This is a genomic window from Lelliottia amnigena (genome assembly GCF_019047465.1).
Taxonomy (GTDB): Bacteria; Pseudomonadota; Gammaproteobacteria; order Enterobacterales; family Enterobacteriaceae; genus Enterobacter; species Enterobacter amnigenus.
On the sequence record NZ_CP077236.1, the window covers coordinates 3,594,616 to 3,619,714 of the forward strand.

Sequence of the window (25,099 nt, forward strand, 5' to 3'; positions counted from 1 at the left end):
AATGGACAAGTTGCTGATCGTAAACGCCGATGATTTTGGCCTGTCGAAGGGGCAAAACTACGGCATCGTTGAAGCCTGTCGTCACGGAGTGGTGACGTCCACCACAGCGCTGGTCAACGGCGAAGCGGTTGAACATGCCGCCGCGCTAGCGCGCGAATGGCCGGGTCTGGGCGTGGGGATGCATTTTGTGTTGACGCTCGGAATGCCGCTGTCGTCGATGCCAGGACTGACGCGCAGCGGGCAACTGGGAAAATGGATTTGGCAGATGGCGGAGCAGGAGACGTTGCCGCTCGACGAAATTGTGCGTGAACTGGATTGTCAGTTTAATCGTTTTGTCGATCTTTTCGGACGTGAACCGACCCATATTGACAGCCATCATCATGTGCATATGATCCCGGCAATTTTCCCGCTGGTCGCCGAGTTTGCAGCGCGAAAAGGGGTGGCAATGCGCGTGGACCGTCAGGTGCAAACTGCTCACGATTTGACGTTGAGTCGTGCGCCAACCAGCGAAGGATACAGCAGCGATTTTTATGGCGATGAAGTCAGCGAAGCGCTGTTCTTGCAGGTTCTGGATGCTTCTGCTTCACGTGGTGAACGGTCGTTTGAGATGATGACGCATCCCGCGTTTGTCGATAACACGGTGCGTAAAAGTGCCTATTGCTGGCCGCGCCTTGTGGAACTTGACGTGCTGACGTCGCCCTCGCTGAAATATGCGATTGCAGAACGCGGCTATCGTCTGGGGTCGTTCCTGGATTTATAACGTGAAATATCGCCGGGTAGTGTCTACCCGGCAATATGTTTACGCCGGAATACTGGCGATATGTTTACGCCGGAATACTGGCGATTTTGCTGCTTCTGGACCACACGCGGTGTGCGGCCATTTGGTCGAATAGCTGATCCATAAACTGATCGTCAGCGCCGTCACCTTCAACGAGGCCTTCCTCGCCCTTATCGGCCACTTTCAACAGCGATTTGAACTTACGCGCATCGCCAGCCAGTGCGATCGGTTTCAGGTGCTTGTACGCCTCAAGCAGATAATAGGCGGCGTCACCGTTGCCAAGAAGACTCTTAATATCACCGCAGGGTACGATAACGGCATCGACAGTCAGCGACGGCGCACCCGCAAACGTTCCGGCAATCGGCAGAACGGAGCCGTCATCGGTCGTCACCTCGCCCATTCGTGAGTAGAGCAGTTTAGCGTGTACGCCCTTAGTTTTGAGCGCTTGCAGGATTGCCAGTACGTCGCTGGAACGGGTTTTATCGTTCAACAATACTGCGACGACACGACCTTTAATAGTTCCGCCTGGCACAGCGTAAAGGCTCAGCGACGCGTCTTTTTTCAGTCCGTTAACGTCTTTCGGTGGCGCAAGATGACGCTGCTCGTCGCTGAGCGTAATACCCAGATTATCGGCAACGCTTTGCGCCAGTTTGACGTCGATATGTGCCAGCTGATCCACGACGCGCTCGCGAATATAGGTGCGCACCACTTTGCTTAATTCAAAGCTGAAAGCACCGATAATATGCTGTTGCTCAATCGGTGTCTGGCTTTGCCAGAACAGGCGAGGGTGGGCGTAATATTCGCCAAACGACGGGCTACGCTCGCGGATTTTTGTCCCTTCGACGCGTTCCTGATAAGACTCAAACCCACCCCGTTTAGGGGCCGGCGGCGTTTCACGCGGCCAGTTGTCGTTGATAGAGTTGGGTTCATAATTCGCCGGATTGGTATCGATATCCTGCCTGTGCATCCCGTCGCGCTGGAAATTATGGTACGGACAGGTTGGGCGATTGATCGGGATTTCGTGGAAGTTTGGCCCGCCGAGACGGCTGATTTGCGTATCGGTATAAGAGAACAGACGGCCCTGCAGGAGCGGATCGTTGGTGAAGTCCAGTCCCGGAACAATATGACCCGGGTGGAACGCCACCTGTTCGTTTTCGGCAAAGAAATTGTCGGGGTTGCGGTTGAGCACCATTTTACCGACCAGTTGTACCGGAACCAGCTCTTCAGGGATGAGTTTGGTGGGGTCCAGCAAGTCAAAATCAAATTTGAACTCATCCTCTTCCGGAATCAGCTGTAACCCAAGCTCGTATTCTGGATAATCGCCTGCCTCGATCGATTCCCACAGCTCACGACGGTGGAAATCGGGATCGCGTCCGGTCAGCTTTTGCGCCTCGTCCCACACCAGCGAGGCTTTACCCGCCACCGGTTTCCAGTGGAAGCGGACGAACGTGGCTTTCCCTTCAGCATTGATCATGCGGAACGTGTGAATACCAAACCCTTCCATCGTACGGTAGCTACGCGGAATGCCGCGATCGGACATGGCCCACATGACGTTATGCAGCGTCTCAGGCTGGAGCGAAATATAGTCCCAGAAAGTGTCGTGCGCGCTTTGTCCCTGCGGAATTGCCCAGTGAGGCTCCGGTTTGACTGCATGGACAAAGTCAGGGAATTTATGCGCATCCTGAATAAAGAACACCGGTGTGTTATTGCCAACGAGATCAAAAATCCCTTCTTCGGTGTAGAACTTGGTGGCAAAACCACGGATATCACGCACGGTGTCAGCAGAGCCCGCGCCGCCCTGAACGGTAGAAAAACGCACGAACACGGGCGTGATTTTATCTGGGTCGGAAAGGAAGTCGGCTTTGGTGATGTCGCTGAGATTTTTATACGGCTGAAAATAACCGTGTGCAGCAGAACCGCGTGCATGAACGATACGTTCCGGAATGCGTTCGTGGTCAAAATGGGTGATCTTTTCTCGCAGAATAAAGTCTTCAAGCAGCGTCGGGCCACGATTCCCTGCGCGTAGCGAGTTTTGGTCGTCGGCGATGCGCACGCCCTGATTCGTCGTCAGCGCATGATTTTCTCCGCCCTTGCGGTGAGACTCCAGTGACTTAAGTTTATCGTTGCCGGTATCCGGCGATTTCACGCTGCCCGAGGCAGTTGGTTGCTCGCCAGGGGCTGAGGGCTCAGGCGTCGCTTTATGAGAGCCGTCTTGAGGTGCCAGCGAATCCATGCCCGGTTTTGATTCCTCTGTGCCATGGATGGGCGATGATTGAGGTTGATGTTTCTTATCTTTATGCGACATTGCACTCGTCTCCTTTTTCATTGCTGAAGTGGATCGTTGTTGCGAAAAACCCTGTTAACTATAGAACAATGTAGTTTGTTGACGGGCAAACTGAGACTTTTCAGACAGGACGTTTAACGAAAGGCGGCATGCGGTGCATGCCGGGCGCGACGCACGGGGTGGGAATCGGCTATGATAGGAATTTCCTGTTTCCAGAATTTGTTTTAGTGAACCAGCTGATTATGAAATCATTTCGTCAACAAAACCGTCCTGTTATTAGCTACGTGCCTCGCGTCGAACCTGCGCCGCCCGCTCACGCCCTGAAGGTGGATGGCTTTCGCGATGTCTGGCAGTTACGGGGAAAATATGTGGCGTTTGTCCTGATGAGTGAACATTTCCGTCGCTCCCCAGCCTTCAGTGAGCCGGAAGCTGCCCAACGCTGGGCGATGCAAATCCGTCAGGATCAAGATATTCAGGAATAACAGACATAAAAAAACCGCCCGAGGGCGGTTTTTTGTTGTCACCCCTAAACCACCTCCTAGGGAGGTGGTGATTGATCCTGTAAGGCTATAGCCTGAAGAATGCCCATGTCGGAATATCTCTGCTTACTCACCACAAGTAAAAGGAGACAAACCGACATGGGGCTTTACAGGAGTTCATCACATGTATATTGGCGTTGCAAATACCACATAGTGTGGACGCCAAAGTACCGTTTCAGGATCCTGAAAGATAAGCCTGGCAAGGAACTGTATAGGACGATCTATATTCTCTGCGGAATAAAAGATTGTGAGGTCCTTGAGCTAAATATTCAGCCAGATCATGTACATCTTGTCGTAATCGTTCCACCCAAAATCTCAATATCCACTCTGATGGGGCATCTGAAAGGGCGTAGTGCAATCAGGCTCTACAACCGTTTTCCACACATCAGGAAAAAATTATGGGGAAACCATTTTTGGTCCCGTGGGTATTTTGTCGATACGGTTGGGGTGAATGAAGAAATTATCAGACGATACGTGCGGCATCAGGAGAAAACGGAACAAACGCATGAACAGCAGATGGAAATGCTAGAGTAGGAACAGAAGGTGATAATCGCCCCCCTTACAGGGGGCATTCTCAAAAGCCACCTTCTAAGAAGGTGGTCTTTTACTTTGGCGGGATTAACGGTGCGCCAGCTCGGCGTTTTCGTCACTATCCATAATTTCTTTGTCGGTCTGCTTCAGCCACTGGCTGGTTAGCGTCCCGGCGGTCATAGAACCGCTGACGTTCAGCGCGGTACGACCCATGTCGATCAGCGGCTCAACGGAAATCAGCAGTGCAACCAGCGTGACCGGAAGACCCATCGCAGGCAGTACGATCAGCGCGGCAAACGTTGCACCGCCACCCACACCTGCAACGCCGGCAGAGCTGACGGTCACGATGCCGACCAGCGTCGCGATCCATACCGGATCAAGCGGGTTGATGCCGACCGTTGGCGCAACCATAACGGCCAGCATGGCCGGATACAGACCCGCGCAACCGTTCTGGCCAATTGTCGCACCGAAAGAGGCTGAGAAGCTGGCGATCGACTCCGGCACACCCAGACGACGCGTTTGTGCTTCAACGTTCAACGGAATAGACGCAGCGCTGGAGCGGCTGGTGAATGCGAACGTCAGCACCGGCCAGACCTTACGGAAGTATTTCAGCGGGCTGACGCCGTTCACACCCAGCAGGATGCCGTGAACGACAAACATGATGCCCAGACCGAGGTAAGAGGCAATAACGAAGCTGCCCAGTTTGATGATGTCCTGCAGGTTAGAACCCGCGACGACTTTGGTCATCAGCGCCAGAACACCGTATGGCGTTAACTGCATAACCAGACGCACCAGTTTCATTACCCAGCTTTGCAGCGTGTCAATGGCCGTCAGAACGCGTTGGCCTTTTGGCGCATCGTCTTTCAGCAGTTTCAGCGCCGCTACCCCCAGGAAGGCTGCAAAAATCACCACGCTAATAATGGACGTTGGATTTGCACCAGTCAGATCGGCAAACGGGTTTTTCGGCACGAAAGAGAGCAGCAATTGCGGGACGCTCAGGTCCGCTACTTTGCCTGCATAGTTGGTTTCGATAGCCGTCAGACGCGCGGTTTCCGCAGTGCCCTGCACCAGACCTTCAGCGGTCAGGCCAAAGACATTGGTCACCAGCACACCGACCAGCGCAGAGATAAGCGTAGTGAAGAGCAGAGTGCCAATCGTCAGGAAGCTGATTTTACCCAGCTGTGAGGCATTATGCAGACGCGCTACCGCACTCAGAATAGAGGCGAAGACCAGCGGCATGACGATCATTTGCAGCAGTTGGACGTAGCCGTTACCAACAACGTTAAACCACTGAATGGAATCTTTCAGAACCGGGTTATCGGAGCCGTAAATCGCCTGCAATGCCAGACCAAATACCACACCCATGACCAGACCTACGAGTACCTTTTTCGCCAGGCTCCACTGCTTGTGACGCGTCTGCGCCAGCAGCAATAGCAAGACAACGAACACCACGATGTTCGCGATTAGTGGAAAATTCATCCCCGTTCTCCTGATTTATTATCCGATCGGTATATTCCGATCATGTTGGCGCAAGGTTAGCAGAAGTGTGATGTGGCGCTTATATCCAAATGGAATGATTTATGACAGATGTGATTATTTTGTTGGTTTAATGTTCAATCTGGTGATTAATAAAACGATTGAACTGAAATTGCAGCGTATTGATCATCTGTGAGGACCAGCGCACTGCACCATTTTCGGGCAGCGTCTGGGGCATCCATACCGCGTAAGCGAAGAGCGCCATGCATAATACGCGTTCCAGCTGGTTGCCTTTTTGCGGAGCCAGAATAGGAAAGCGGAAGCGCCAGCGACACGGCCAGAGCAGCGGAACACCGGCGGGCGTGAGCATATCAGCGAGGATATGGCTCAAATAGCCGAGCACCATACCCTGAATGGCATCTGCGGGGACAATCCAGCTTTCGGGAATTTTGAGGTAAAAGCAGGTCAGCAGGATAAATACCGCCAGCAGGCTGTGCGTAAATCCGCGATGCCCAAAGGCCCGGGCGATAGGTTTTGCTATCCATTTTAACCGTTGCCCCAAAAATGACTTCGGATGATCAATATCTGGCAGCAAGCAGGTGAGGACCGCAGACGGAACGATATGCCACCAGTCGCCCTGCGCCAGCACAGGGGTCAGCTCAGCGTTTTTGGCAAACACTGCGCAGGCAATTGAAAAAAGGAGGTGGCCTTCCGCCGTCATGATAAAATCCACGAAACTGTCAATTCATACAGTATAGGGTTTTTATACAGTAGGCGGAAGAGGTTACGGTGTAACTCTTTGTCACAAAGCGGCGCTAACGCGCCAGCCAGCCTCCATCAACGGCGAGGGTATACCCGCTAATGTAATCCGACGCGGCTGACGCCAGGAAGACCACCGGGCCTTGCAGATCTTCAGGCGTACCCCAGCGCGCGGCGGGGATGCGATCGAGAATCTCTTTGCTGCGCTGCTCGTCATCGCGCAATTGCTGAGTGTTGTTGGTCGCCATGTAGCCGGGTGCAATGGCGTTGACGTTGATATTGTGCGTTGCCCACTCGTTCGCCAGCAGGCGCGTGATTCCTAATACCCCGCTTTTGGACGCCGTATACGAAGGCACACGAATCCCGCCCTGGAATGAGAGCATTGAGGCGATGTTAATGATTTTCCCGCCTTCACCTTGCGCGATGAACTGGCGTGCGACGGCCTGGGAAAGGAAGAACACCGATTTCAGATTCAGGTTGATCACGTCATCCCAGTCTTTTTCACTGAAGGTCAGCGCGTCTTCCCGGCGGATGGTGCCTGCATTATTGACCAGAATATCGACGCGACCCATTTCAGCGGCGGTTTTGCTGACGATGTCATCTATGGCGTCTTGCTTGCTGAGATCGGCCTGTATCGCCATAAAACGTCGACCTAAGGCGATGACTTTGGCTGCCGTCTCTTCGGGAATTTTGCGGTTTACACCCACAATATCGCATCCCGCTTGCGCGAGCCCCAGCGTCATTCCCTGGCCTAAGCCCGTATCGCATCCTGTCACGATGGCGACTTTTCCCGAAAGATTAAAGGCATCCAGTATCATATGTACCTCAGAGTGTAGGGTTATTGTCGTTCTGAAGGTAAGAATAGAAGCCGTTACGGGGAAACACAAATTAAAATGAAATGATGTTTTAAAAATATTATGGCGGTCATGTTTTCGGGCAACCCCATGTTGCCCGAAACGCGATGCTATTGGCCGAAAAGGTGAGCGGGGGTTAAATCGACGAGTGACGTCAGCTTCGCATTTGCCAGCGCAAAGCGGGGATCGTGCTGGCCTTCTTCGGCCGGAACGACAATCGAGCGCATGCGTGCCGCTTTAGAGGCGATCATGCCGTTCACGGAATCTTCCAGCGCCACGCAGGCCAAGGGATCAACACCAAGTTTTGCGGCACAGTCCATGTACACCTGCGGATGCGGTTTGCTGTACGGCAGTTTTTCTGCCGAGGCCAGAGCGTCAAAGCTGTCGCGCAGATCAAACATTTCCAGTACTTTTTCCAGCATATGCAGCGGGGAGGCGGAGGCCAGACCGATTTTTAGCCCCTGAGATTTGCACAGCGCAATGGCGTCGCGGGCGCCAGGCAACAGGGGACGTTTTTCTTCAACAAGGGAAATGGCTCTATCGATCACGCGGGCGGTGACCTCTTCACGGCTCGGACCGTTCCACGGTTGATGCGCGAACCAAAGCTCGACGACCATATCAATGCGCAGGCCCAGCGTATCGGGAAGTTCTGCGCGGCGGCTGATGTCCACCCCGATACTTGCCATCACATCCAGTTCAGCACGATCCCACAAAGGTTCAGAATCGATCAGTAATCCATCCATATCGAAAATGGCAGCAACAATTTGGTGCGGGGTCGACATGACAACATCTCCTTTCGTAGGGGTACAGCGGAAGGTTAAAACAGGAACTCAGAAGCAATTTACCATATCGCTTTTAAATATCAGGCGAAATTCGCCACCTGAAGGTAAACTTAGGCTCAAACAGAGCGTCTTTATCAAGGGGAACTGATGACGTATCAACAAGCTGGACGCATAGCAGTGTTAAAACGCGTGGCCGGATGGGTAATTTTCATCCCAGCGGTGATTTCCACGCTGATTTCAGTGCTGAAATTCATGTATGAGCGCAGTGAAAAACAGGCGGGTATTAATGCGGTTATGCTTGATTTTGCACATGTTATGATTGAGATGATGCGCTTTAATACGCCTTTTTTGAATTTCTTTTGGTACAACTCACCCACCCCTCATTTTCAGCAGCAATTGAACATTGTGTTTTGGATAATCTTTGCACTGATCTTTATCGCGCTTGCGCTGCAAGCATCGGGGGCACGCATGAGTCGCCAGACCCGTTTTCTGCGTGAAGGCGTTGAAGATCAACTGATTCTTGAACAAGCGAAGGGTGTTGATGGCTTAACCCGAGAGCAGATTGAATCACGCATTGTAGTGCCGCATCACACCATTTTCCTGCAGATATTCCCGCTGTACGTTTTGCCGGTGATTGTTATCGTCTGTGGGTATTTCTTCTTCTCATTGCTGGGATTTCTGTAAAGCGAAACAGGGTGGTGTTGACCACCCCTTTTTATGGCTATTTCTGAGCCTATGCCGCTAAAACCCTGTCCAACGCGCGTTGGGCATTGACCAGATGCTCCCCTCCAAACAAAATTGCCCGGTTAAACAGCGTGTAGAGCTGATAGATCGGTTGTCGATCGAGAAAGTCGGGGGGCAGCGGTGAAACAGCCTGATAGCCGTCATAGATTTGCGGCGGTTGTTCAGGATGCAGCGGTAACATCGCCAGATCGCATTCCCGGTCGCCCCAGTAGCAGGCCGGGTCAAAAATATACGGGCCGTTTGGTCCTAATGCACAGTTTTCAGACCATAAGTCACCGTGGAGCAACGACGGTTGCGGCTGGTGCGACGCGAGCCGCTGATGAACGTGGTCGACAATCGCATCAATGTTGCCAAATGAGAGACCTTTTTCCGCAGCAAGTTCCAGCTGCCAGCCGATGCGTTGTTCCGCAAAAAAGGTGGACCAGCGGCGCTGCCAGGCATTGGGCTGCGGTGTGGTCGAGAGATCGTTATCAAAATCGAGACCAAACTGCGGTTGATCGCTCCACGCGTGCAGCCGCGCAATCTGCTGACCCAACAAAAAGGCGTTGTGAGCATCCAGAGGGCGGGCAGGGAGATAATCCATCACCAGGAAGCTGTAGTCACGATCGCTGCCCAGCGCCCAAACTTTTGGCACCGAGACGGTTTTGCTGCGCGACAATAACTCGAGCTGATCGGCTTCGGCGGTGAAGATAGGAAGAAGTTCCCGCTCATCACATTTCACGAAGAGATCGCGTCCGGCAAACCGCAGATGCCATGCGGCGTGGATTTCTCCGCCCGGCAACTCGTTACGCAGCTCAATTTCCCCTTCGCCCAGCTGTTCATTTAACAGATAATTGATAGCCTGCCACATGATGATTCTCCCATGTTGTCCGCCAGATCATAAAGTTAGCGCAGAACCGCCGTTAAATAATACGAGCTAACGCACACCTGAGCCGTTTGGATGTATACAGGGCACTTATTGTTCGCTTTTTTGCCACGCTTCCCAGGTGTTAACCTGGATGTCGGCTTCTTTGCCTGTCGCGCTTTCGACGAGCCCATTGGCCAGCGTTTTGACTTCATCGGCACTGAGGGTGCTGATCAGCCCAAAAGTGTTGATGCCCAGGTCATGAATGTTTCCTTCATCATCCGCCATCGTGAGCAAAAAACCGCCTCGCGAGAAATGATTGGTGATTTCGTTGAGCTCGGTCAGCGAATCTTCATGAATTTTTACGATTACCACGTAGCGGGTGATATCACCACTGCTCATATTTCACCTCGTTGTTATTATGAAAGTTTTTTTAGCATAGTTGATTGTGCCATTTTGGCGACTTTATGCACACTTCCCCCAGGGTTTAGGGGGAAGCAAGGGTTACTGTTGAGTGAGATAGTCGACGATTTTTTGCGTATCGGCGAGCGAACAGAGCCGCGTCCCTTTGTTGATGGTGGCGGCGCTGCCTGCCGCAACGCCATGACGCGTCATCTCCAGTAAGGATGCGCCTTGCGCAAGTTTTAACGTCATCGCGCCGACCATACTGTCACCCGCACCAACGGTGCTCTGGCTTTTCATCGGCGGGGGAACGACCTGTACGTAACCCGACTCGTCAACGGCGAGCGCACCCTGCGGTCCAAGTGATACCACCACGCGGCGTGATTTCCCGCTGCGTACCAGTTCCTGAGCTGCGGCACGCACATCGTCGGGCTGCGTTAATGCGCGATTCACCAGCGCGCTCAACTCTTTTTGGTTTGGCTTGATAAGCTCCAGACCGCCGGATTCCAGCGCTGCCGTAAGTGCGTCGCCTGAACTATCAACAACGCAGCGCAGGCCCTGTTTTTGAGCAGCATGGATCAGTTGCGTGAGTTTTTCGGTTTTAACGCCGGGTGGCAGACTGCCGCTGATCACGAGTATCGATCCGCTTTCAATCGCCATGACTTTCTCTTCCAGCTGACGGAATTCATCGTCAGTCAGCATGGCGCCGGGCATCACGAAACGATACTGCTCACCGCTGGATTCGACGTGAACGTGCAAATTTTGCCGCGTCCAGTCTTTGGCCTGAACAGTGTCAACGGCGACCTGTTCGTCTGCCAGTAATGCCACCAGATGTTCACCGGTGGCACCTCCGGCGGGAAATATGGCGGTAGCTTTACCGCCAAGATGAGTAATGGCGCGCGCAACGTTGATGCCTCCACCGCCGGGTTCAAAGACGGGAGCGCTACAGCGTAGTTTGCCCTCAGGGTAGATCTGTGGTGTTAGGGTGGCACTGTCGAGAGAAGGGGAGAGCGTCAGAGTGTAAATCTGTACCATTATGACCTCCTTTTAGAATGGCTTCTTTAAGCCTGGCACTCATTATGCAGAAAAGAAAGTAAATAACAGTATGATTTTTAATATAAATGTTTAAAGCGATAGCGTCTTTTTATTATGTAATAAAAGTCGGTTTAAGATCGTTCTTATTCAAAAAATGAAATAAGAAATCATTGCTATGTTATATGAGCCTTTTTATAATTTGTTACCTTTCTACGGATGCCTTCTCATTGATCCTCAAGAAAGTTTCCGAGACCGTGATGGTCTCTTTTTTTGTTGTACGGACTCCCTTAAAAATGAAGCTTTTGAAGACAGTACCCGCTGCAATGATGCTGGCGGGAGGCGTGTTTGCCTCGATGTATGCAGCCGCTGATGATACCGTTTTTACTGTCATGGATGACCCCTCCACTGCGCAGAAACCGTTTGAAGGCAACCTTAACGCTGGTTATCTGGCGCAATCGGGTAACACTAAAAGCTCTTCCCTGACGGCTGATACCACCATGACGTGGTATGGAAATAGCACAGCCTGGTCACTGTGGGGTAATGCGAGTAACACCTCCTCTAACGACGAGCGCTCTTCTGAGAAGTATGCGGTTGGCGGTCGTAGCCGTTACAACATGACCGATACGGATTATCTCTTCGGACAGGCAAGCTGGTTAACAGACCGCTACAACGGCTACCGTCAGCGTGATGTGTTCACTGCGGGTTATGGTCGTCAGTTCCTGAACGGGCCAGTACACAGTTTCCGTTTTGAATTCGGTCCTGGTGTGCGTTATGACGAATACACAGATGGCGATACCAAAACGCAACCGCTGGGTTACGCGTCTGGCACCTATGCCTGGCAGTTCACTGATAACGCCAAATTCACTCAGGGTGTCTCCGTATTTGGTGCTGATGATACGACACTGAACTCAGAGACTGCGCTGAATGTGGCGATTAACGAACACTTTGGTTTGAAAGTCGCTTATAACGTCACCTGGAACTCTGAACCACCGGCTTCTGCTCCGGAACATACAGATCGTAGAACCACGATTTCCTTAGGTTACAAAATGTAATTCTCTCGGGCCGAAATATTTACGGCCCATTTTTATTTTAACAAAGCGTGCTATTAAAACGTAAACAGCGTTTTAAATAATCTATTTATTCGCTATCTCCATAATTTCTTCATAATTGTCTCTCTTGATAAGTCTTCAGTTTATTTGACACTTTTTGATAAATAAATTGACTATGCAAAAGTGTGATCCAGATCTACACTAACAACACAGGCATTTATTTGTCTCAAGTTATTTTGCATTAATTAAGACAGAGAAAAACATTATGAATAAATTCAAAACCGCTGCAGCAGCAATGGTGCTTTCAACACTTTCATTTGGTGTATTTGCCGCTGATTCAGCTACACAGTCTACCAGTGACGCCTCAACTCAAATCGGTATTACTCGCGCTTCTGATGTTGAAGCGGGCTCAAACATTGCGCCGGGTTCACAATCCACCGGACAGTCAATGAATGACGCATTTGATGTACATAAACTTGTGGCGGGTGAGTGGTCTTGATCTTAACGGGTCATGACTTTGCATGACATTATTGGCATCATTCCACCCTGTAAAAACCGGATTCTGACGTACCGGTTTTTAACATGGGATAAGGCGTAAATTTATTTAAAGATTTACGAATTAATGTTTTATCTTTGTAAGCGTATAATCACCCATTCGTATTAGGCGGGATACATTATGTATTAACATACGTAATGTTGAGTCGTTTCTTTAGCCCCACAACATTGCCGCCCAACGTAATAATAACATCGCTGCGCAGATAGCGATTAATACCACCACCATTTTCCAGTGTTTTTTCGCAAAGCGTTTTGATGGCATGGTCCTTCCTTGTGTTTAGCTTACATCTCTTTATCAATATACAGGATGTATAGCCTACCCGCAGAGTCAAAACCAGTTAAACTTGTTCGCAAGCAGCATGACCAGTCCCGCGGCAGAGAGAATATTCAATATGACAACCGTTCTGCTGGAAACATTCATAGTATGCCCTCCCTTCGTTGTAAGGCCTTGTAAAAGCGTAGCCCAGCAAATGTAGATCGCGAGCGCCGCAACGCAAAACTTACTCAACTCATACGCAAGTTGTAGATGCAGTAATCTCGGTGCAGGGAGTGCATTCCCCCTTTTGTTAGTGTTACCATCTGGGAACAGATCGTAAATCGGAGTTTGTCTGATTACGGTTATGTATCGGATGGCGAGCCAATTTGACGATTGTTGGTCAGATGGTGTCGTAATCCATTGTCAAAACACGATTATTTTCTTTGTATATGCTCTTATGTGTGGGGCATCACTGCAAATAAGGATATAAAATGCCTGTAATTACTCTTCCTGATGGCAGTCAACGCCATTTTGACCGTGCCGTAAGCCCGATGGATGTTGCCCTGGACATTGGTCCTGGCCTGGCTAAAGCCACCATCGCTGGTCGTGTAAACGGTGAGTTGGTTGATGCTTCTGATCTGATTGAAAACGACGCACAGCTTTCCATCATTACCGCCAAGGATGCCGAAGGTCTTGAGATCATTCGTCACTCCTGCGCGCACCTGTTGGGCCATGCTATTAAGCAGCTGTGGCCGAATACCAAAATGGCGATTGGCCCGGTTATTGATAACGGCTTCTACTATGACGTTGATCTTGACCATACTCTGACTCAGGAAGACATCGACGCGCTCGAAAAACGTATGCACGAGCTCGCCGAAACTAACTACGATGTCATCAAGAAGAATGTCAGCTGGCACGAAGCGCGTGAAACCTTCGTGAAGCGTGGCGAAAACTACAAAGTTTCTATTCTTGATGAAAACATTTCGCATGATGACAAGCCCGGCTTGTATCATCACGAAGAATATGTCGACATGTGTCGTGGACCGCACGTGCCGAACATGCGTTTCTGTCACCACTTCAAATTGATGAAGATTGCCGGTGCGTACTGGCGTGGCGACAGCAACAATAAGATGTTGCAGCGTATTTATGGTACCGCTTGGGCAGACAAAAAAGCCCTGAATGCTTATCTGGTTCGTCTGGAAGAAGCAGCGAAGCGTGACCACCGTAAAATCGGTAAACAACTCGACCTGTATCATATGCAGGAAGAGGCGCCGGGTATGGTCTTCTGGCATAACGATGGCTGGACTATCTTCCGTGAACTGGAAACTTTCGTACGCTCTAAGTTGAAAGAATATCAGTATCAGGAAGTGAAAGGCCCGTTCATGATGGACCGTGTGCTGTGGGAGAAAACCGGCCACTGGGACAACTATAAAGATGCGATGTTCACGACGTCTTCAGAGAACCGCGAATACTGCATCAAGCCGATGAACTGTCCTGGCCACGTTCAGATCTTTAATCAGGGTCTGAAATCTTATCGCGATCTGCCGCTGCGTATGGCGGAGTTCGGTAGCTGTCATCGTAATGAACCATCAGGTGCATTGCATGGTCTGATGCGTGTACGCGGCTTTACTCAGGATGACGCGCATATCTTCTGTACTGAAGGTCAGGTGCGAGAGGAAGTTAACGCCTGTATTCGTATGGTCTACGATATGTATAGCACTTTTGGCTTCGAGAAAATCGTTGTCAAACTCTCAACTCGTCCGGAAAAACGTATCGGCAGTGACGAGACCTGGGATCGTGCTGAGGCGGATCTGGCAGTTGCGCTTGAAGAAAATAACATTCCATTTGAGTATCAACTGGGTGAAGGCGCATTCTACGGTCCGAAAATCGAATTTACACTGTATGACTGTCTCGACCGCGCCTGGCAGTGCGGTACGGTGCAGCTGGACTTCTCTCTGCCGCAGCGTTTAAGCGCCTCTTATGTTGGCGAAGACAACGAGCGTCAGATTCCGGTTATGATTCACCGTGCGATTCTGGGTTCTATTGAACGCTTTATCGGTATTCTTACCGAAGAATTCGCAGGCTTCTTCCCAACCTGGCTTGCGCCAGTGCAGGTCGTGGTGATGAATATTACCGATTCTCAGGCTGATTACGTTAAAGAATTGACGCAGAAACTACAAAATGCGGGCATTCGCGTAAAAGCGGACTTGAGAAATGAGAAGATTGGCTTTAAAATCCGTGAGCACACATTACGTCGTGTCCCTTACATGTTGGTCTGCGGTGATAAAGAGGTGGAATCAGGCAAAGTTGCCGTTCGCACCCGCCGTGGTAAAGACTTGGGCAGCCTGGACGTAAATGAAGTGATTGAGAAGCTGCGACTAGAGATTCGCAGCCGCAGTCTTCAACAACTGGAGGTATAAGGTATTAAAGGCGGAAAACGAGTTCAAACGGCGCGCCCGAATCGTATTAATAGCGAAATTCGCGCGCAAGAAGTTCGCTTAACAGGTCTGGAAGGCGAGCAGCTTGGTATTGTGAGTCTGAGAGAAGCTCTGGAAAAAGCAGAAGAGTCCGGAGTAGACTTAGTCGAAATCAGCCCTAACGCCGAGCCGCCAGTTTGTCGTATCATGGATTACGGCAAGTTCCTCTATGAAAAGAGCAAGTCTTCTAAGGAACAGAAGAAAAAGCAAAAAGTTATTCAGGTTAAGGAAATTAAATTCCGACCTGGCACAGACGATGGCGATTACCAGGTAAAACTCCGCAGCCTGGTACGCTTTCTGGAAGAGGGTGATAAAGCTAAGATCACGCTGCGTTTCCGCGGTCGTGAGATGGCTCACCAGCAGATCGGTATGGAAGTGCTTAATCGCGTCCGTGACGATCTGAGTGAACTGGCAGTGGTCGAATCCTTCCCATCGAAGATCGAAGGCCGCCAGATGATCATGGTGCTCGCTCCTAAGAAGAAACAGTAAGGCCTTCAAGTAGCAAGATCTGTGGAGCCTACGGGCTTCGCAGATTTTGTTCGCCTATGTTTCGTTTATTAACAATGCGAAGTGGAAGTTATTAAAATGCCAAAAATTAAGACCGTACGCGGTGCTGCTAAGCGTTTTAAAAAAACCGGTAAAGGTGGATTTAAACACAAGCGTGCTAACCTGCGTCACATTCTGACTAAAAAAGCTACCAAGCGTAAACGTCACCTGCGTCCAAAAGCCATGGTTTCTAAAGGCGATTTGGGTCTGGTTATCGCGTGCCTGCCGTACGCATAAGTCGTTAACGTTTTTTTAACTTTTTAATTAGAATAGATACAGGAGAGCACATATGGCTCGCGTAAAACGTGGTGTAGTTGCCCGTGCACGTCACAAGAAAATTTTGAAACAAGCCAAAGGCTACTACGGTGCGCGTTCACGCGTATACCGCGTTGCCTTCCAGGCTGTTATCAAAGCTGGTCAGTATGCTTACCGTGACCGTCGTCAACGTAAGCGTCAGTTCCGTCAACTGTGGATTGCGCGTATCAACGCAGCAGCACGTCAGAACGGTATTTCTTACAGCAAATTCATCAACGGCCTGAAAAAAGCCTCTGTTGAAATCGACCGTAAGATTCTGGCTGACATCGCAGTATTCGACAAATTAGCGTTCACAGCTCTGGTCGAAAAAGCGAAAGCAGCACTGGCATAAGCCAGTTGAAAGAGGGGGCTTTGCTCCCTCTTTTGTTTCACAAGGCTATCAAATAATTGACAATTCTCCGTCTAGCCTTTTCAATAAGGCCTTACGGCATGTACCACACAAGGTAACGCAAGCATGAATGCTGCTATTTTCCGCTTCTTCTTTTACTTTAGCACCTGATTTCAGGAGGCTTGCGCGTGAAAGATGAAACGAAAAACAGCGCCGGAAAGCCTCCTGATGGAGGCTTTTTTTGTTTCTGTCGCTGATGAATATCGCCACATAACGAGGAAAAACATGTCACATCTCGCAGAGCTGGTTGCCAATGCAACGGCCGCCATTAATCAAGCCTCAGATGTTGCCGCACTAGACAATGTCCGCGTCGAATATCTGGGTAAAAAAGGGCATTTGACCCTTCAAATGACCACCCTGCGGGAGCTGCCGCCTGAAGAGCGCCCGGCTGCAGGTGCAGTCATCAACGAAGCGAAAGAACAGGTTCAGCAAGCGTTAAACGCGCGTAAATCTGACCTGGAAAGCGCCGCATTGAACGCGCGGCTGGCTGAAGAAACGATTGATGTTTCCTTGCCGGGACGTCGTATCGAGAACGGCGGTCTACATCCGGTGACTCGCACCATCGATCGCATTGAAAGTTTCTTCGGTGAGCTCGGCTTTACCGTGGCGACTGGCCCGGAAATCGAAGATGACTACCATAACTTCGATGCCCTCAATATTCCTGGCCATCATCCGGCACGCGCTGACCACGACACGTTCTGGTTTGATGCCACGCGTTTGCTGCGTACCCAGACCTCTGGCGTGCAGATCCGTACCATGAAGGAACAAGCGCCGCCGATCCGCATCATCGCGCCGGGTCGCGTGTACCGTAACGATTACGATCAGACCCACACGCCAATGTTCCATCAAATGGAAGGCCTGATCGTTGATAAAAACATCAGCTTTACCAATCTGAAAGGCACGCTTCATGACTTCCTGAACAACTTCTTTGAGGAAGATTTGCAGGTTCGTTTCCGTCCGTCCTATTTCCCGTTCACTGAACCGTCTGCGGAAGTTGACGTGATGGGTAAAAATGGCAAATGGCTCGAAGTTCTGGGCTGCGGCATGGTTCATCCGAACGTACTGCGCAACGTGGGTATTGATCCGGAAATTTATTCCGGCTTTGCCTTCGGTATGGGCATGGAGCGTCTGACGATGCTGCGTTATGGCGTAACCGATTTGCGCGCATTCTTCGAAAACGATCTGCGTTTCCTCAAACAGTTTAAATAAGGGCAGGACAGAACAATGAAATTCAGTGAACTGTGGTTACGCGAATGGGTAAACACGACGCTCGACAGTGAAGCACTTTCTAACCAGATCACTATGGCCGGTCTGGAAGTCGATGGCGTGGAACCCGTTTCCGGCGCATTTAACGGCGTGGTTGTGGGTGAAGTGGTCGAGTGCGGCCAGCACCCGAATGCTGACAAGCTGCGCGTCACAAAGGTTAACGTCGGTGGCGAACGCCTGTTGGATATCGTCTGCGGTGCGCCAAATTGCCGTCAAGGGCTGAAAGTGGCCGTAGCCACTGTGGGCGCGGTTCTGCCGGGCGATTTCAAAATCAAAGCCGCCAAACTGCGTGGCGAGCCATCAGAGGGGATGCTGTGCTCCTTCTCTGAACTCGGGATTTCCGACGACCATAACGGCATCATCGAACTTCCTGTCGATGCACCGATTGGCACCGATATTCGCGAGTACCTCAAGCTTGATGACAACACGATTGAAATCAGCGTCACCCCGAACCGTGCCGACTGCTTAGGTATTATCGGCGTGGCCCGCGATGTGGCCGTGATAAATCAAACCGAGCTGAACACGCCAGAGATTGCGCCTGTAGCGGCAACCATTGCCGACACGCTGCCGATTCAGGTTGAGGCCGCTGATGCGTGTCCGCGTTACCTGGGCCGCGTAGTGAAAGGCATCAACGTTAAAGCGCCTACACCGCTGTGGATGAAAGAGAAGCTGCGTCGCTGTGGCATCCGTTCAATCGACGCGGTTGTTGACGTCACCAACTTCGTGCTGCTCGAACTGGGCCAGCCGATGCATGCTTTCGATAAAGATCGTATCGAAGGCGGGATTGTGGTGCGTATGGCGGAAGAGGGGGAAACTCTGGTTCTGCTCGACGGTAGCGAAGCGAAGCTCAGCGCAGACACTCTGGTTATTGCCGATCACAACAAAGCGCTGGCAATGGGCGGCATCTTTGGTGGTGAACATTCGGGCGTAAATGACGAAACCCAGAATGTGCTGCTGGAATGCGCATTCTTCAGCCCGCTGTCTATCACCGGTCGCGCGCGTCGTCATGGTTTGCATACCGATGCCTCTCACCGTTATGAACGCGGTGTTGATCCGGCTCTGCAGTACAAAGCGATGGAGCGTGCAACGCGCCTGCTGATCGACATCTGCGGCGGTGAAGCAGGTCCGGTCATCGATGTGACCAACGAAGCAATGCTGCCAAAATGCGCAACCATCACGCTGCGTCGCAGTAAACTGGATCGCCTGATTGGTCATCATATTGCCGATGCGCAGGTCAGCGACATTCTGCGTCGCCTGGGCTGTGACGTCACAGAAGGTCAGGATCAGTGGCAGGCCATTGCGCCGAGCTGGCGTTTCGATATTTCAATCGAAGAAGATCTGGTAGAAGAAGTGGCGCGTGTATACGGCTACAACAATATTCCCGATGAGCCAGTGCAAGCAGGTTTGATCATGGGGACTCACCGAGAAGCCGATCTGTCGTTGAAGCGTGTGAAAACCATGCTTAACGACAAAGGCTATCAGGAAGTGATTACCTATAGCTTCGTTGATCCCAAACTGCAGCAGCTGGTGCATCCGGGTCATGAAGCCCTGATTCTGCCAAATCCGATCTCCAGCGAAATGTCTGCGATGCGACTTTCCCTGTTGACCGGTCTGCTCGGTACTATCGTTTATAATCAGAACCGTCAGCAGAGCCGTGTCCGTATCTTCGAAACCGGTCTGCGTTTTGTTCCTGATACGCAGGCTAATCTCGGGATTCGCCAGGATCTGATGCTGGCAGGTGCTATCTGCGGCAATCGCTACGAAGAGCATTGGGATCTGACGAAAAACAGCGTTGATTTTTACGATGTGAAAGGCGATCTGGAGTCCGTTCTCGATCTGACCGGTAAATTATCTGAAATTGAATTCCGTGCTGAAGCCTGCCAGGGCTTGCATCCGGGCCAAAGTGCTGCCATTTATTTACAAGGTGAACGCATTGGTTTCATTGGTGTTGTTCACCCTGAGCTGGAACGCAAACTGGATCTGAACGGCCGCACTATGGTGTTCGAGCTGGAGTGGAACAAGGTCGCAGACCGCGTCATTCCTCAGGCTCAGGACGTTTCTCGCTTCCCGGCGAACCGTCGTGATATCGCCGTTGTGGTGGCTGAAAACGTGCCCGCAGCAGATATTTTGGCCGAATGTAAGAAAGTTGGCGTAAATCAGGTAGTTGGCGTAAACTTATTTGACGTGTACCGCGGCAAGGGCGTAGCAGAAGGTTTTAAGAGCCTCGCTATTAGCCTTATCCTTCAGGATACCAGCCGTACACTCGAAGAAGAGGAGATTGCCGCTACCGTCGCCAAATGTGTAGAGGCATTAAAAGAGCGATTCCAGGCATCATTGAGGGATTGAACCTATGGCGCTTACAAAAGCTGAAATGTCAGAATATCTGTTTGATAAGCTTGGGCTTAGCAAACGGGATGCCAAAGAACTGGTAGAGCTGTTTTTCGAAGAGATCCGTCGTGCTCTGGAAAACGGTGAGCAGGTTAAACTGTCCGGTTTCGGCAATTTTGATTTGCGAGACAAAAACCAACGTCCGGGCCGTAACCCGAAGACGGGGGAAGATATTCCCATTACAGCCCGCCGCGTGGTGACCTTCAGACCCGGACAGAAGTTAAAAAGCCGTGTCGAAAACGCAACGCCTAAAGCAGAGTAATTGAACTACCTAAAAAGGCCGCTGATGCGGCCTTTTTTCTTTGCTCTCCCGCGTACCCGCCGTAAAATCAATGACATCTCCCACATGAAAACAATACCCATGCATGATTATGCCTCTCGTCAACATCGCTCCGATCTGCGCGGGTTACTCGTGCTCCTGGCATTACTCGTCGTGGCTATGACGGTCAGCCTTTGTGCGGGCGACCAGTGGATTGGGCCAGAAAACTGGATGAGCGAGCAGGGCCAACTTTTTGTCTGGCAAATTCGTTTGCCGCGCACAGTGGCGGTGATACTGGTAGGTGCCGCGCTGGCCTTGTGCGGGACGATGATGCAGGCTTTGTTTGAGAACCCACTGGCAGAGCCGGGATTGCTTGGGGTCTCGAATGGCGCAGGCGTCGGGCTTATCGCGGCAGTGATGCTTGGCGCAGGGGCGCTGTCAGGCTGGATCGTCAGCATCAGCGCTATCGCCGGGGCATTGCTGATCACGGTGATTTTGCTTCGTTTTGCCAGACGAAATCTGTCGACCAGCCGATTGTTACTGGCCGGCGTCGCGCTGGGGATTATTTGTAGCGCCCTGATGACATGGGCGGTGTATTTCTCAACATCGTTTGATCTGCGCCAACTGATGTACTGGATGATGGGAGGGTTTGGTGGCGTAGACTGGCGTCAGGGCTGGTTAATGCTGCTGCTGTTGCCCATTATTGTCTGGGCATCATGTCAGTCAGCGCCATTGAACATGCTGGCCTTAGGCGAAACCTCGGCCCGTCAACTGGGCCTGTCGATCGACTTATGGCGCAAAATACTGGTCATCGCACTCGGCTGGATGGTCGGCGTAAGCGTTGCCCTGGCGGGGGCGATTGGATTTATCGGCCTTGTCATCCCGCATATGCTGCGCCTCGGCGGAATGACCGACCACCGTACATTATTACCCGCATCCGCTGTTGCCGGTGCCGCAACGCTGCTCATCGCCGACATTATTGCCCGTCTTGCACTGACCGCAGCGGAGTTGCCCATCGGCGTCGTGACGGCGACGCTGGGCGCACCTGTATTTATCTGGCTACTCTTAAAGGCCGGGCGCTAAACCCTCGGTGCATTTTCATGCACCATCTTAAGGGTGCGAAGCCAGTATTCGGCCGTGTACAGCTGTATAATTTAAAAGGTTTTTTATCGGGAGGTGTGCTAATTTTGATTCCAGATAAAAACAATCTAGGTCATAAAATGCGTATGTCAGTCCCTGCTACCACGACACGTGCAACCACCGCTTTCTGCGGCGGCGTGAGCGTATCTGTGACCGGCACCTGACAAAACAGCGCTACGCTCCCCGCCAAACCGGACGGGGACCTGTTCTCCGTTCATGATAATTTGAATGGAGAAATTTGATGTCATTACCTGAAAGCGCACTGTTAATCATTGATATGCAGGAAGGTCTTTTCCGCGGCCCGGCCTCTCCACATTCAGCAGAAGCCGTTCTGTCTAATGTTTGCGAGCTGATTGCTAAAGCGAGGCAGGCTCATGTGCCCGTATTTTTTGCCCGCCACACCGGACCTGATGATTCCCCATTCTCCGAGCAAAGTCCGTTAACACAACTCCTGTCTGAACTAAACGTGAACGCTCAGCGGGATATCGTGTTTATTAAAAAGTATCCCAATTGTTTTCGGGATACCGACCTGCGGCATCAACTTATCAAACGCGGTATAACGCAACTGGTTATTGCCGGGATGAAAACTGAGTTTTGTGTGGACTCCACCTGCCGCGCAGCACCGGAACTGGGATTCAGAACCGTACTGATTTCTGATGCGCATACAACGATGGATAATGGACACTTGTCAGCAAAAGAGATCATAGGTCATCACAATATGACGCTGGCGGGTCCGTTTGTGACGCTGTCAACTGCCGCTGGCTGGCGCTTTGATTCTTAGAAATGAGCTCGAAATGAGCGCCGTATGCAGGGCGGCTCGTAAAGCCAATTTCCGCTTCTGGCACGGAGCAGACTGCGACAGAATACAGTCTGCTCTGAGTGAGGAGCGGAAGTTCGCAAGGGGTATCACAACGGGGTACGATTCATACCACGATGTATTAATTAACGGGCTCAGGCCGCTGTCCCTTAAGCACGAGGGCCAGACGATACGGTAAAAAGGGGAGGGGGAGTCGCGTTGAGATAAATCGTGTCTTAACGGATTGTTAGACTGTTTTGTTGTGTTTAAGAAGACAGGTTGCCTTCATCTGTGCAACTATTCCTCGTAAATATTTATGAGGGTTCTGCGGTTATGTTTTCTGTTCCCTTTCCTGTTATTACTCTGTTTGCGCTATTGGTTTTAATCGTCATGGCGCTATTCCCCGAAAAAAATCGCCACAGTGGGACGCTGCGTTTTCTCATCGCCTGCACCGTCCTGCTAACGCTAGGTACGCTGCGCTGGGAATACGATTCAGCCATGCTCAGGAATATTCAATCCGTCTTAGCAATACTTCTGCCCCCGCTCGCATGGCACAGTTTTATCACGATGACAGATGCTAATATGCAGCGTCGCGCATTATTGCTCACTTTACCCCCAGCCATTGCATTAGTTACCCGGATGTTTTGGCCGGTTGCGACGGATTTCATCCTCTTCATCCTGTTTACAGGATACGGATGTGGCCTCATTCGTCTTGCATGGCAGGGAGAGCGTAGCTTCACGCTGAGTCGACTGGCAGAGTCAACACATACTGTAAAAATGGCATTTTTCGCAGGCTGCTTTCTGTGTCTATCTGCACTGACAGACCTTGCGGTTACGCTTGACTTCAGCATCAGCGGTGGGAAACAAGCCCCGGATATGGTTGTCATTTTCCAGATGATACTGCTTCCTCTCATCGCCGCGGCCATTGTCAGTGCGGGACGGACAACGGTATCAGGAAATGATCACCGTGAAGAAACGCCTCCCGAGTGTGTTGTGGTGCCCGCGGGAGAGTTTGAGGGGATTTATCGCAGACTCGAGAATCACGTTCGTGAAACACAAATTTATCTTAATCCCGACCTCACACTGAGTATCCTGGCCAGAAAAACCGGCATACCAGCTCGACACCTTTCAGGTGCAGTGAATTCAGTGAGTCAGTGCAATGTATCGCAGTGGATCAATGGCTTCAGAATTGACCGGGCAAAGGAACTGCTGTCAAACACCCCGTTGCCCGTGACGGATATCATGCTGGAGTCTGGATTCACCACCAAATCCAATTTTAACCGTGAGTTTCTGCGAATTTCCGGCGTGTCACCTACCTTGTTCCGGCAGAAGATGCAGGGTAATCAAGCGAGGAATTCAGAAATGCACTGATTTTACGAATCAGGCGTTGATGAATAGCCACTCGCTTTGCTCGGGGGCCATCCTGGCAAACAATATCGTCGCCAGGTGAGTCTTCGTTTAGCAGAATTTCAGCGCCAGGTTTACAAAGCTGCATGAAACTGAAATGTGTCGCGCCTTCAACCCTCTCGTATTGCCTCCAGTCGGGATTCATTTCGGCAGCAATGTATCCAGACTCCTGATCCGCGGGTAATTCTCCCGGTCCGTCCGCCTGTGCCGCTAAAATCAGGACTGGAATGTTAATAGCATTCAGACTCTGAGGCGTAAAACCAGGGGCTAATCCTGTATCAAGAGAGACGACAGCCCGGATTCGTGCATCACGGTGATTTGCGGATATTTTTTCCAGGGAAAGCGTGTCATTGATGCCAAGTTTTTCTATTAACCGGCAGTCGCCCCGTCTGGAATGGTTTTGACAATCACGGATGAACAAAGAAGGCTGAAATCGCGCACCCGCTAGCGACATGACTGTCCACCCGCCAAGAGAATGCCCTAAAGCGGCAATACGGCCCTTGTCCGTTGCCCCGAACAGAGTAGGGGACGCTATGACGAAATCAATAACCCGAGAAATATCCTGCGGACGTCGCCACAACTTTTTAGCCTCTCTCGGATTCTGATCAAACGTCGTCGTGCCTGGATGATCCGGGGCGGCAACAATATACCCCTCTGCAGCCATCGCCGTAGCAATCCAGGAGAGATTCCGCCAGTTTCCGTGGTATCCGTGTGAAATAACCAGGAGAGGGTGAACGCCAGGCAATGGCGGCGCATCGGGGATCACCGTCACACCAACAAAAGCGGGATTACTGCCCACATCAACTGCTTTTCCCTCAGAAGCCGTTGGATACCACACAGCCACATTGAGATTGTCACGCGTCGGGTCTGATAACGTTATCTGACGAAAGCCTGGCGATGCCTGCACGTGTATCCCGTAAAGGAACACAGACAATAAACAAAAAACGCGTATGCACATCATAAATAATCCTGAAGAGGTGAATGGTGCAACGTGTATATATCAGGTTTGGTATTCGAGCGTCCTCGAACACGATTGAGGTCGTGAATTTTGTTTTTTCGTCATTATTCGATGAGAACGCGCCGCGTAAAGACAGCGAGTCGCTGATGCATATTCTGGATGAGTAGAATACCGAAAGAGGAAAGGGATGCTGTACTTCGCGGGACAAGACATACAGCAACACTGGCAGATGAAGCGTGAAATGCTCCCGCTCGCGGTACCACACTATAGG

The 25,099-nt window shown here is 51.1% G+C and carries 28 protein-coding genes and 1 other annotated feature; of the genes, 17 read left to right on the forward strand and 11 right to left on the reverse strand.

Annotation, left to right across the window (positions count from 1 at the left end; translation table 11 throughout):
- Nucleotide 1 precedes the first annotated feature (1 nt).
- On the forward strand, nucleotides 2-760 hold the full coding sequence (gene chbG / locus I6L74_RS16885; protein WP_059178211.1) for a chitin disaccharide deacetylase: 759 nt from the start codon (nucleotides 2-4) through the stop codon (nucleotides 758-760).
- 64 nt (nucleotides 761-824) lie between these two features.
- On the opposite strand, the gene katE is transcribed toward chbG, so the two are convergent.
- A complete protein-coding gene (gene katE / locus I6L74_RS16890; protein ID WP_059178210.1) occupies nucleotides 825-3,083 on the reverse strand; it encodes a catalase HPII in 2,259 nt (752 codons plus the stop codon).
- Between the two features lie 206 nt (nucleotides 3,084-3,289).
- On the opposite strand from katE, the gene cedA reads away from it, so the two are divergent.
- A complete protein-coding gene (gene cedA / locus I6L74_RS16895; RefSeq protein ID WP_255210202.1) occupies nucleotides 3,290-3,544 on the forward strand; it encodes a cell division activator CedA in 255 nt (84 codons plus the stop codon).
- A gap of 156 nt (nucleotides 3,545-3,700) precedes the next feature.
- Nucleotides 3,701-4,135 carry an IS200/IS605 family transposase gene (gene tnpA / locus I6L74_RS16900; protein WP_059178209.1) on the forward strand — a complete coding sequence of 145 codons (435 nt, stop codon included), beginning with the start codon at nucleotides 3,701-3,703 and terminating at the stop codon, nucleotides 4,133-4,135.
- Nucleotides 4,136-4,219: 84 nt separating this feature from the next.
- Here tnpA and I6L74_RS16905 read toward each other — a convergent pair whose 3' ends face one another.
- The 4 genes from I6L74_RS16905 to hxpB all read right to left on the reverse strand — a co-directional run bounded on the left by I6L74_RS16905 (nucleotide 4,220) and on the right by hxpB (nucleotide 8,003).
- Nucleotides 4,220-5,611 (reverse strand): L-cystine transporter, encoded by a 1,392-nt coding sequence (locus I6L74_RS16905; RefSeq protein ID WP_059178208.1) that lies wholly within the window; start codon nucleotides 5,609-5,611, stop codon nucleotides 4,220-4,222.
- Between the two features lie 127 nt (nucleotides 5,612-5,738).
- Complete coding sequence (locus I6L74_RS16910; RefSeq protein WP_059178207.1) at nucleotides 5,739-6,329, reverse strand: metal-dependent hydrolase; 591 nt, start codon at nucleotides 6,327-6,329, stop codon at nucleotides 5,739-5,741.
- A 94-nt stretch (nucleotides 6,330-6,423) separates the two neighbouring features.
- Nucleotides 6,424-7,185, reverse strand: a complete 762-nt coding sequence (gene kduD, locus I6L74_RS16915) for a 2-dehydro-3-deoxy-D-gluconate 5-dehydrogenase KduD (protein ID WP_059178206.1) — start codon at nucleotides 7,183-7,185, stop codon at nucleotides 6,424-6,426.
- 146 nt (nucleotides 7,186-7,331) lie between these two features.
- Nucleotides 7,332-8,003, reverse strand: coding sequence for a hexitol phosphatase HxpB (hxpB, locus tag I6L74_RS16920; protein WP_059178205.1), 672 nt, complete (start codon nucleotides 8,001-8,003; stop codon nucleotides 7,332-7,334).
- A 147-nt stretch (nucleotides 8,004-8,150) separates the two neighbouring features.
- Between hxpB and I6L74_RS16925 the strand changes: the two genes are divergently transcribed.
- Nucleotides 8,151-8,687, forward strand: a complete 537-nt coding sequence (locus I6L74_RS16925; RefSeq protein WP_059178204.1) for a YniB family protein — start codon at nucleotides 8,151-8,153, stop codon at nucleotides 8,685-8,687.
- Nucleotides 8,688-8,736: 49 nt separating this feature from the next.
- Here the strand turns inward: I6L74_RS16925 and I6L74_RS16930 are convergent, their stop codons facing one another.
- The 3 genes from I6L74_RS16930 to pfkB form a co-directional block, all read right to left on the reverse strand.
- Nucleotides 8,737-9,597 carry a fructosamine kinase family protein gene (locus tag I6L74_RS16930; RefSeq protein ID WP_059178203.1) on the reverse strand — a complete coding sequence of 287 codons (861 nt, stop codon included), beginning with the start codon at nucleotides 9,595-9,597 and terminating at the stop codon, nucleotides 8,737-8,739.
- Between the two features lie 105 nt (nucleotides 9,598-9,702).
- A complete protein-coding gene (ghoS, locus tag I6L74_RS16935; protein ID WP_059178202.1) occupies nucleotides 9,703-9,993 on the reverse strand; it encodes a type V toxin-antitoxin system endoribonuclease antitoxin GhoS in 291 nt (96 codons plus the stop codon).
- Nucleotides 9,994-10,095: 102 nt separating this feature from the next.
- Entirely contained in the window at nucleotides 10,096-11,028 is a 933-nt protein-coding gene (gene pfkB, locus I6L74_RS16940) for a 6-phosphofructokinase II (RefSeq protein ID WP_059178201.1), read from the reverse strand.
- A 293-nt stretch (nucleotides 11,029-11,321) separates the two neighbouring features.
- Between pfkB and I6L74_RS16945 the strand changes: the two genes are divergently transcribed.
- Entirely contained in the window at nucleotides 11,322-12,080 is a 759-nt protein-coding gene (locus I6L74_RS16945; protein ID WP_059178200.1) for a DUF481 domain-containing protein, read from the forward strand.
- A gap of 262 nt (nucleotides 12,081-12,342) precedes the next feature.
- Entirely contained in the window at nucleotides 12,343-12,576 is a 234-nt protein-coding gene (locus tag I6L74_RS16950; RefSeq protein ID WP_059178199.1) for a YdgH/BhsA/McbA family protein, read from the forward strand.
- Between the two features lie 210 nt (nucleotides 12,577-12,786).
- On the opposite strand, the gene yniD is transcribed toward I6L74_RS16950, so the two are convergent.
- On the reverse strand, nucleotides 12,787-12,894 hold the full coding sequence (gene yniD, locus I6L74_RS16955) for a small membrane protein YniD (RefSeq protein WP_096759519.1): 108 nt from the start codon (nucleotides 12,892-12,894) through the stop codon (nucleotides 12,787-12,789).
- A gap of 66 nt (nucleotides 12,895-12,960) precedes the next feature.
- Nucleotides 12,961-13,053 (reverse strand): stress response membrane protein YncL, encoded by a 93-nt coding sequence (gene yncL, locus I6L74_RS16960; RefSeq protein WP_072241782.1) that lies wholly within the window; start codon nucleotides 13,051-13,053, stop codon nucleotides 12,961-12,963.
- Nucleotides 13,054-13,379: 326 nt separating this feature from the next.
- Here yncL and thrS point away from each other — a divergent pair, with 326 nt between their 5' ends.
- From thrS to I6L74_RS17015, 11 genes are all read left to right on the forward strand, one after another.
- Nucleotides 13,380-15,308: a threonine--tRNA ligase gene (gene thrS / locus I6L74_RS16965; RefSeq protein ID WP_059178198.1), complete on the forward strand. Its 1,929-nt coding sequence runs from the start codon at nucleotides 13,380-13,382 to the stop codon at nucleotides 15,306-15,308.
- A gap of 3 nt (nucleotides 15,309-15,311) precedes the next feature.
- The gene (infC, locus tag I6L74_RS16970) at nucleotides 15,312-15,854 is read left to right on the forward strand and encodes a translation initiation factor IF-3 (RefSeq protein WP_071818735.1); all 543 of its coding nucleotides are present in this window, start codon (nucleotides 15,312-15,314) and stop codon (nucleotides 15,852-15,854) included.
- 96 nt (nucleotides 15,855-15,950) lie between these two features.
- On the forward strand, nucleotides 15,951-16,148 hold the full coding sequence (rpmI, locus tag I6L74_RS16975) for a 50S ribosomal protein L35 (protein ID WP_012017121.1): 198 nt from the start codon (nucleotides 15,951-15,953) through the stop codon (nucleotides 16,146-16,148).
- A gap of 52 nt (nucleotides 16,149-16,200) precedes the next feature.
- Nucleotides 16,201-16,557, forward strand: a complete 357-nt coding sequence (rplT, locus tag I6L74_RS16980; RefSeq protein WP_012017122.1) for a 50S ribosomal protein L20 — start codon at nucleotides 16,201-16,203, stop codon at nucleotides 16,555-16,557.
- 118 nt (nucleotides 16,558-16,675) lie between these two features.
- Nucleotides 16,676-16,799 (forward strand) — a sequence feature (Phe leader region).
- On the forward strand, nucleotides 16,681-16,725 hold the full coding sequence (gene pheM / locus I6L74_RS16985; protein WP_001386830.1) for a pheST operon leader peptide PheM: 45 nt from the start codon (nucleotides 16,681-16,683) through the stop codon (nucleotides 16,723-16,725). (Overlaps the previous feature by 45 nt.)
- Nucleotides 16,800-16,839: 40 nt before the next feature.
- Nucleotides 16,840-17,823 carry a phenylalanine--tRNA ligase subunit alpha gene (pheS, locus tag I6L74_RS16990; RefSeq protein ID WP_012017123.1) on the forward strand — a complete coding sequence of 328 codons (984 nt, stop codon included), beginning with the start codon at nucleotides 16,840-16,842 and terminating at the stop codon, nucleotides 17,821-17,823.
- Between the two features lie 15 nt (nucleotides 17,824-17,838).
- Complete coding sequence (pheT, locus tag I6L74_RS16995; RefSeq protein WP_059178197.1) at nucleotides 17,839-20,226, forward strand: phenylalanine--tRNA ligase subunit beta; 2,388 nt, start codon at nucleotides 17,839-17,841, stop codon at nucleotides 20,224-20,226.
- A gap of 4 nt (nucleotides 20,227-20,230) precedes the next feature.
- Entirely contained in the window at nucleotides 20,231-20,530 is a 300-nt protein-coding gene (gene ihfA / locus I6L74_RS17000) for an integration host factor subunit alpha (RefSeq protein WP_003857805.1), read from the forward strand.
- Nucleotides 20,531-20,629: 99 nt separating this feature from the next.
- The gene (gene btuC, locus I6L74_RS17005) at nucleotides 20,630-21,610 is read left to right on the forward strand and encodes a vitamin B12 ABC transporter permease BtuC (RefSeq protein ID WP_059178196.1); all 981 of its coding nucleotides are present in this window, start codon (nucleotides 20,630-20,632) and stop codon (nucleotides 21,608-21,610) included.
- 298 nt (nucleotides 21,611-21,908) lie between these two features.
- A complete protein-coding gene (locus I6L74_RS17010) occupies nucleotides 21,909-22,448 on the forward strand; it encodes a cysteine hydrolase family protein (RefSeq protein WP_059178195.1) in 540 nt (179 codons plus the stop codon).
- A 348-nt stretch (nucleotides 22,449-22,796) separates the two neighbouring features.
- A complete protein-coding gene (locus I6L74_RS17015) occupies nucleotides 22,797-23,834 on the forward strand; it encodes a helix-turn-helix domain-containing protein (protein ID WP_059178193.1) in 1,038 nt (345 codons plus the stop codon).
- Here the strand turns inward: I6L74_RS17015 and I6L74_RS17020 are convergent.
- Nucleotides 23,776-24,831: an alpha/beta hydrolase family protein gene (locus I6L74_RS17020; protein ID WP_059178192.1), complete on the reverse strand. Its 1,056-nt coding sequence runs from the start codon at nucleotides 24,829-24,831 to the stop codon at nucleotides 23,776-23,778. The two genes, I6L74_RS17015 and I6L74_RS17020, sit on opposite strands and share 59 nt — an antisense overlap.
- Nucleotides 24,832-25,099: the final 268 nt, after the last annotated feature.

Excerpts from the sequence above, each read along its gene's own strand:
- chbG (WP_059178211.1), top strand. The coding sequence starts at position 2 with ATGGACAAGTTGCTGATCGTAAACGCCGATGATTTTGGCCTGTCGAAG.
- katE (WP_059178210.1), bottom strand. The coding sequence starts at position 3,083 with ATGTCGCATAAAGATAAGAAACATCAACCTCAATCATCGCCCATCCAT.
- tnpA (WP_059178209.1), top strand. The coding sequence starts at position 3,701 with ATGGGGCTTTACAGGAGTTCATCACATGTATATTGGCGTTGCAAATAC.
- I6L74_RS16905 (WP_059178208.1), bottom strand. The coding sequence starts at position 5,611 with ATGAATTTTCCACTAATCGCGAACATCGTGGTGTTCGTTGTCTTGCTA.
- I6L74_RS16910 (WP_059178207.1), bottom strand. The coding sequence starts at position 6,329 with ATGACGGCGGAAGGCCACCTCCTTTTTTCAATTGCCTGCGCAGTGTTT.
- kduD (WP_059178206.1), bottom strand. The coding sequence starts at position 7,185 with ATGATACTGGATGCCTTTAATCTTTCGGGAAAAGTCGCCATCGTGACA.
- hxpB (WP_059178205.1), bottom strand. The coding sequence starts at position 8,003 with ATGTCGACCCCGCACCAAATTGTTGCTGCCATTTTCGATATGGATGGA.
- I6L74_RS16925 (WP_059178204.1), top strand. The coding sequence starts at position 8,151 with ATGACGTATCAACAAGCTGGACGCATAGCAGTGTTAAAACGCGTGGCC.
- I6L74_RS16930 (WP_059178203.1), bottom strand. The coding sequence starts at position 9,597 with ATGTGGCAGGCTATCAATTATCTGTTAAATGAACAGCTGGGCGAAGGG.
- ghoS (WP_059178202.1), bottom strand. The coding sequence starts at position 9,993 with ATGAGCAGTGGTGATATCACCCGCTACGTGGTAATCGTAAAAATTCAT.
- pfkB (WP_059178201.1), bottom strand. The coding sequence starts at position 11,028 with ATGGTACAGATTTACACTCTGACGCTCTCCCCTTCTCTCGACAGTGCC.
- I6L74_RS16945 (WP_059178200.1), top strand. The coding sequence starts at position 11,322 with ATGAAGCTTTTGAAGACAGTACCCGCTGCAATGATGCTGGCGGGAGGC.
- I6L74_RS16950 (WP_059178199.1), top strand. The coding sequence starts at position 12,343 with ATGAATAAATTCAAAACCGCTGCAGCAGCAATGGTGCTTTCAACACTT.
- yniD (WP_096759519.1), bottom strand. The coding sequence starts at position 12,894 with ATGCCATCAAAACGCTTTGCGAAAAAACACTGGAAAATGGTGGTGGTA.
- yncL (WP_072241782.1), bottom strand. The coding sequence starts at position 13,053 with ATGAATGTTTCCAGCAGAACGGTTGTCATATTGAATATTCTCTCTGCC.
- thrS (WP_059178198.1), top strand. The coding sequence starts at position 13,380 with ATGCCTGTAATTACTCTTCCTGATGGCAGTCAACGCCATTTTGACCGT.
- rpmI (WP_012017121.1), top strand. The coding sequence starts at position 15,951 with ATGCCAAAAATTAAGACCGTACGCGGTGCTGCTAAGCGTTTTAAAAAA.
- rplT (WP_012017122.1), top strand. The coding sequence starts at position 16,201 with ATGGCTCGCGTAAAACGTGGTGTAGTTGCCCGTGCACGTCACAAGAAA.
- pheS (WP_012017123.1), top strand. The coding sequence starts at position 16,840 with ATGTCACATCTCGCAGAGCTGGTTGCCAATGCAACGGCCGCCATTAAT.
- pheT (WP_059178197.1), top strand. The coding sequence starts at position 17,839 with ATGAAATTCAGTGAACTGTGGTTACGCGAATGGGTAAACACGACGCTC.
- ihfA (WP_003857805.1), top strand. The coding sequence starts at position 20,231 with ATGGCGCTTACAAAAGCTGAAATGTCAGAATATCTGTTTGATAAGCTT.
- btuC (WP_059178196.1), top strand. The coding sequence starts at position 20,630 with ATGCATGATTATGCCTCTCGTCAACATCGCTCCGATCTGCGCGGGTTA.
- I6L74_RS17010 (WP_059178195.1), top strand. The coding sequence starts at position 21,909 with ATGTCATTACCTGAAAGCGCACTGTTAATCATTGATATGCAGGAAGGT.
- I6L74_RS17015 (WP_059178193.1), top strand. The coding sequence starts at position 22,797 with ATGTTTTCTGTTCCCTTTCCTGTTATTACTCTGTTTGCGCTATTGGTT.
- I6L74_RS17020 (WP_059178192.1), bottom strand. The coding sequence starts at position 24,831 with ATGATGTGCATACGCGTTTTTTGTTTATTGTCTGTGTTCCTTTACGGG.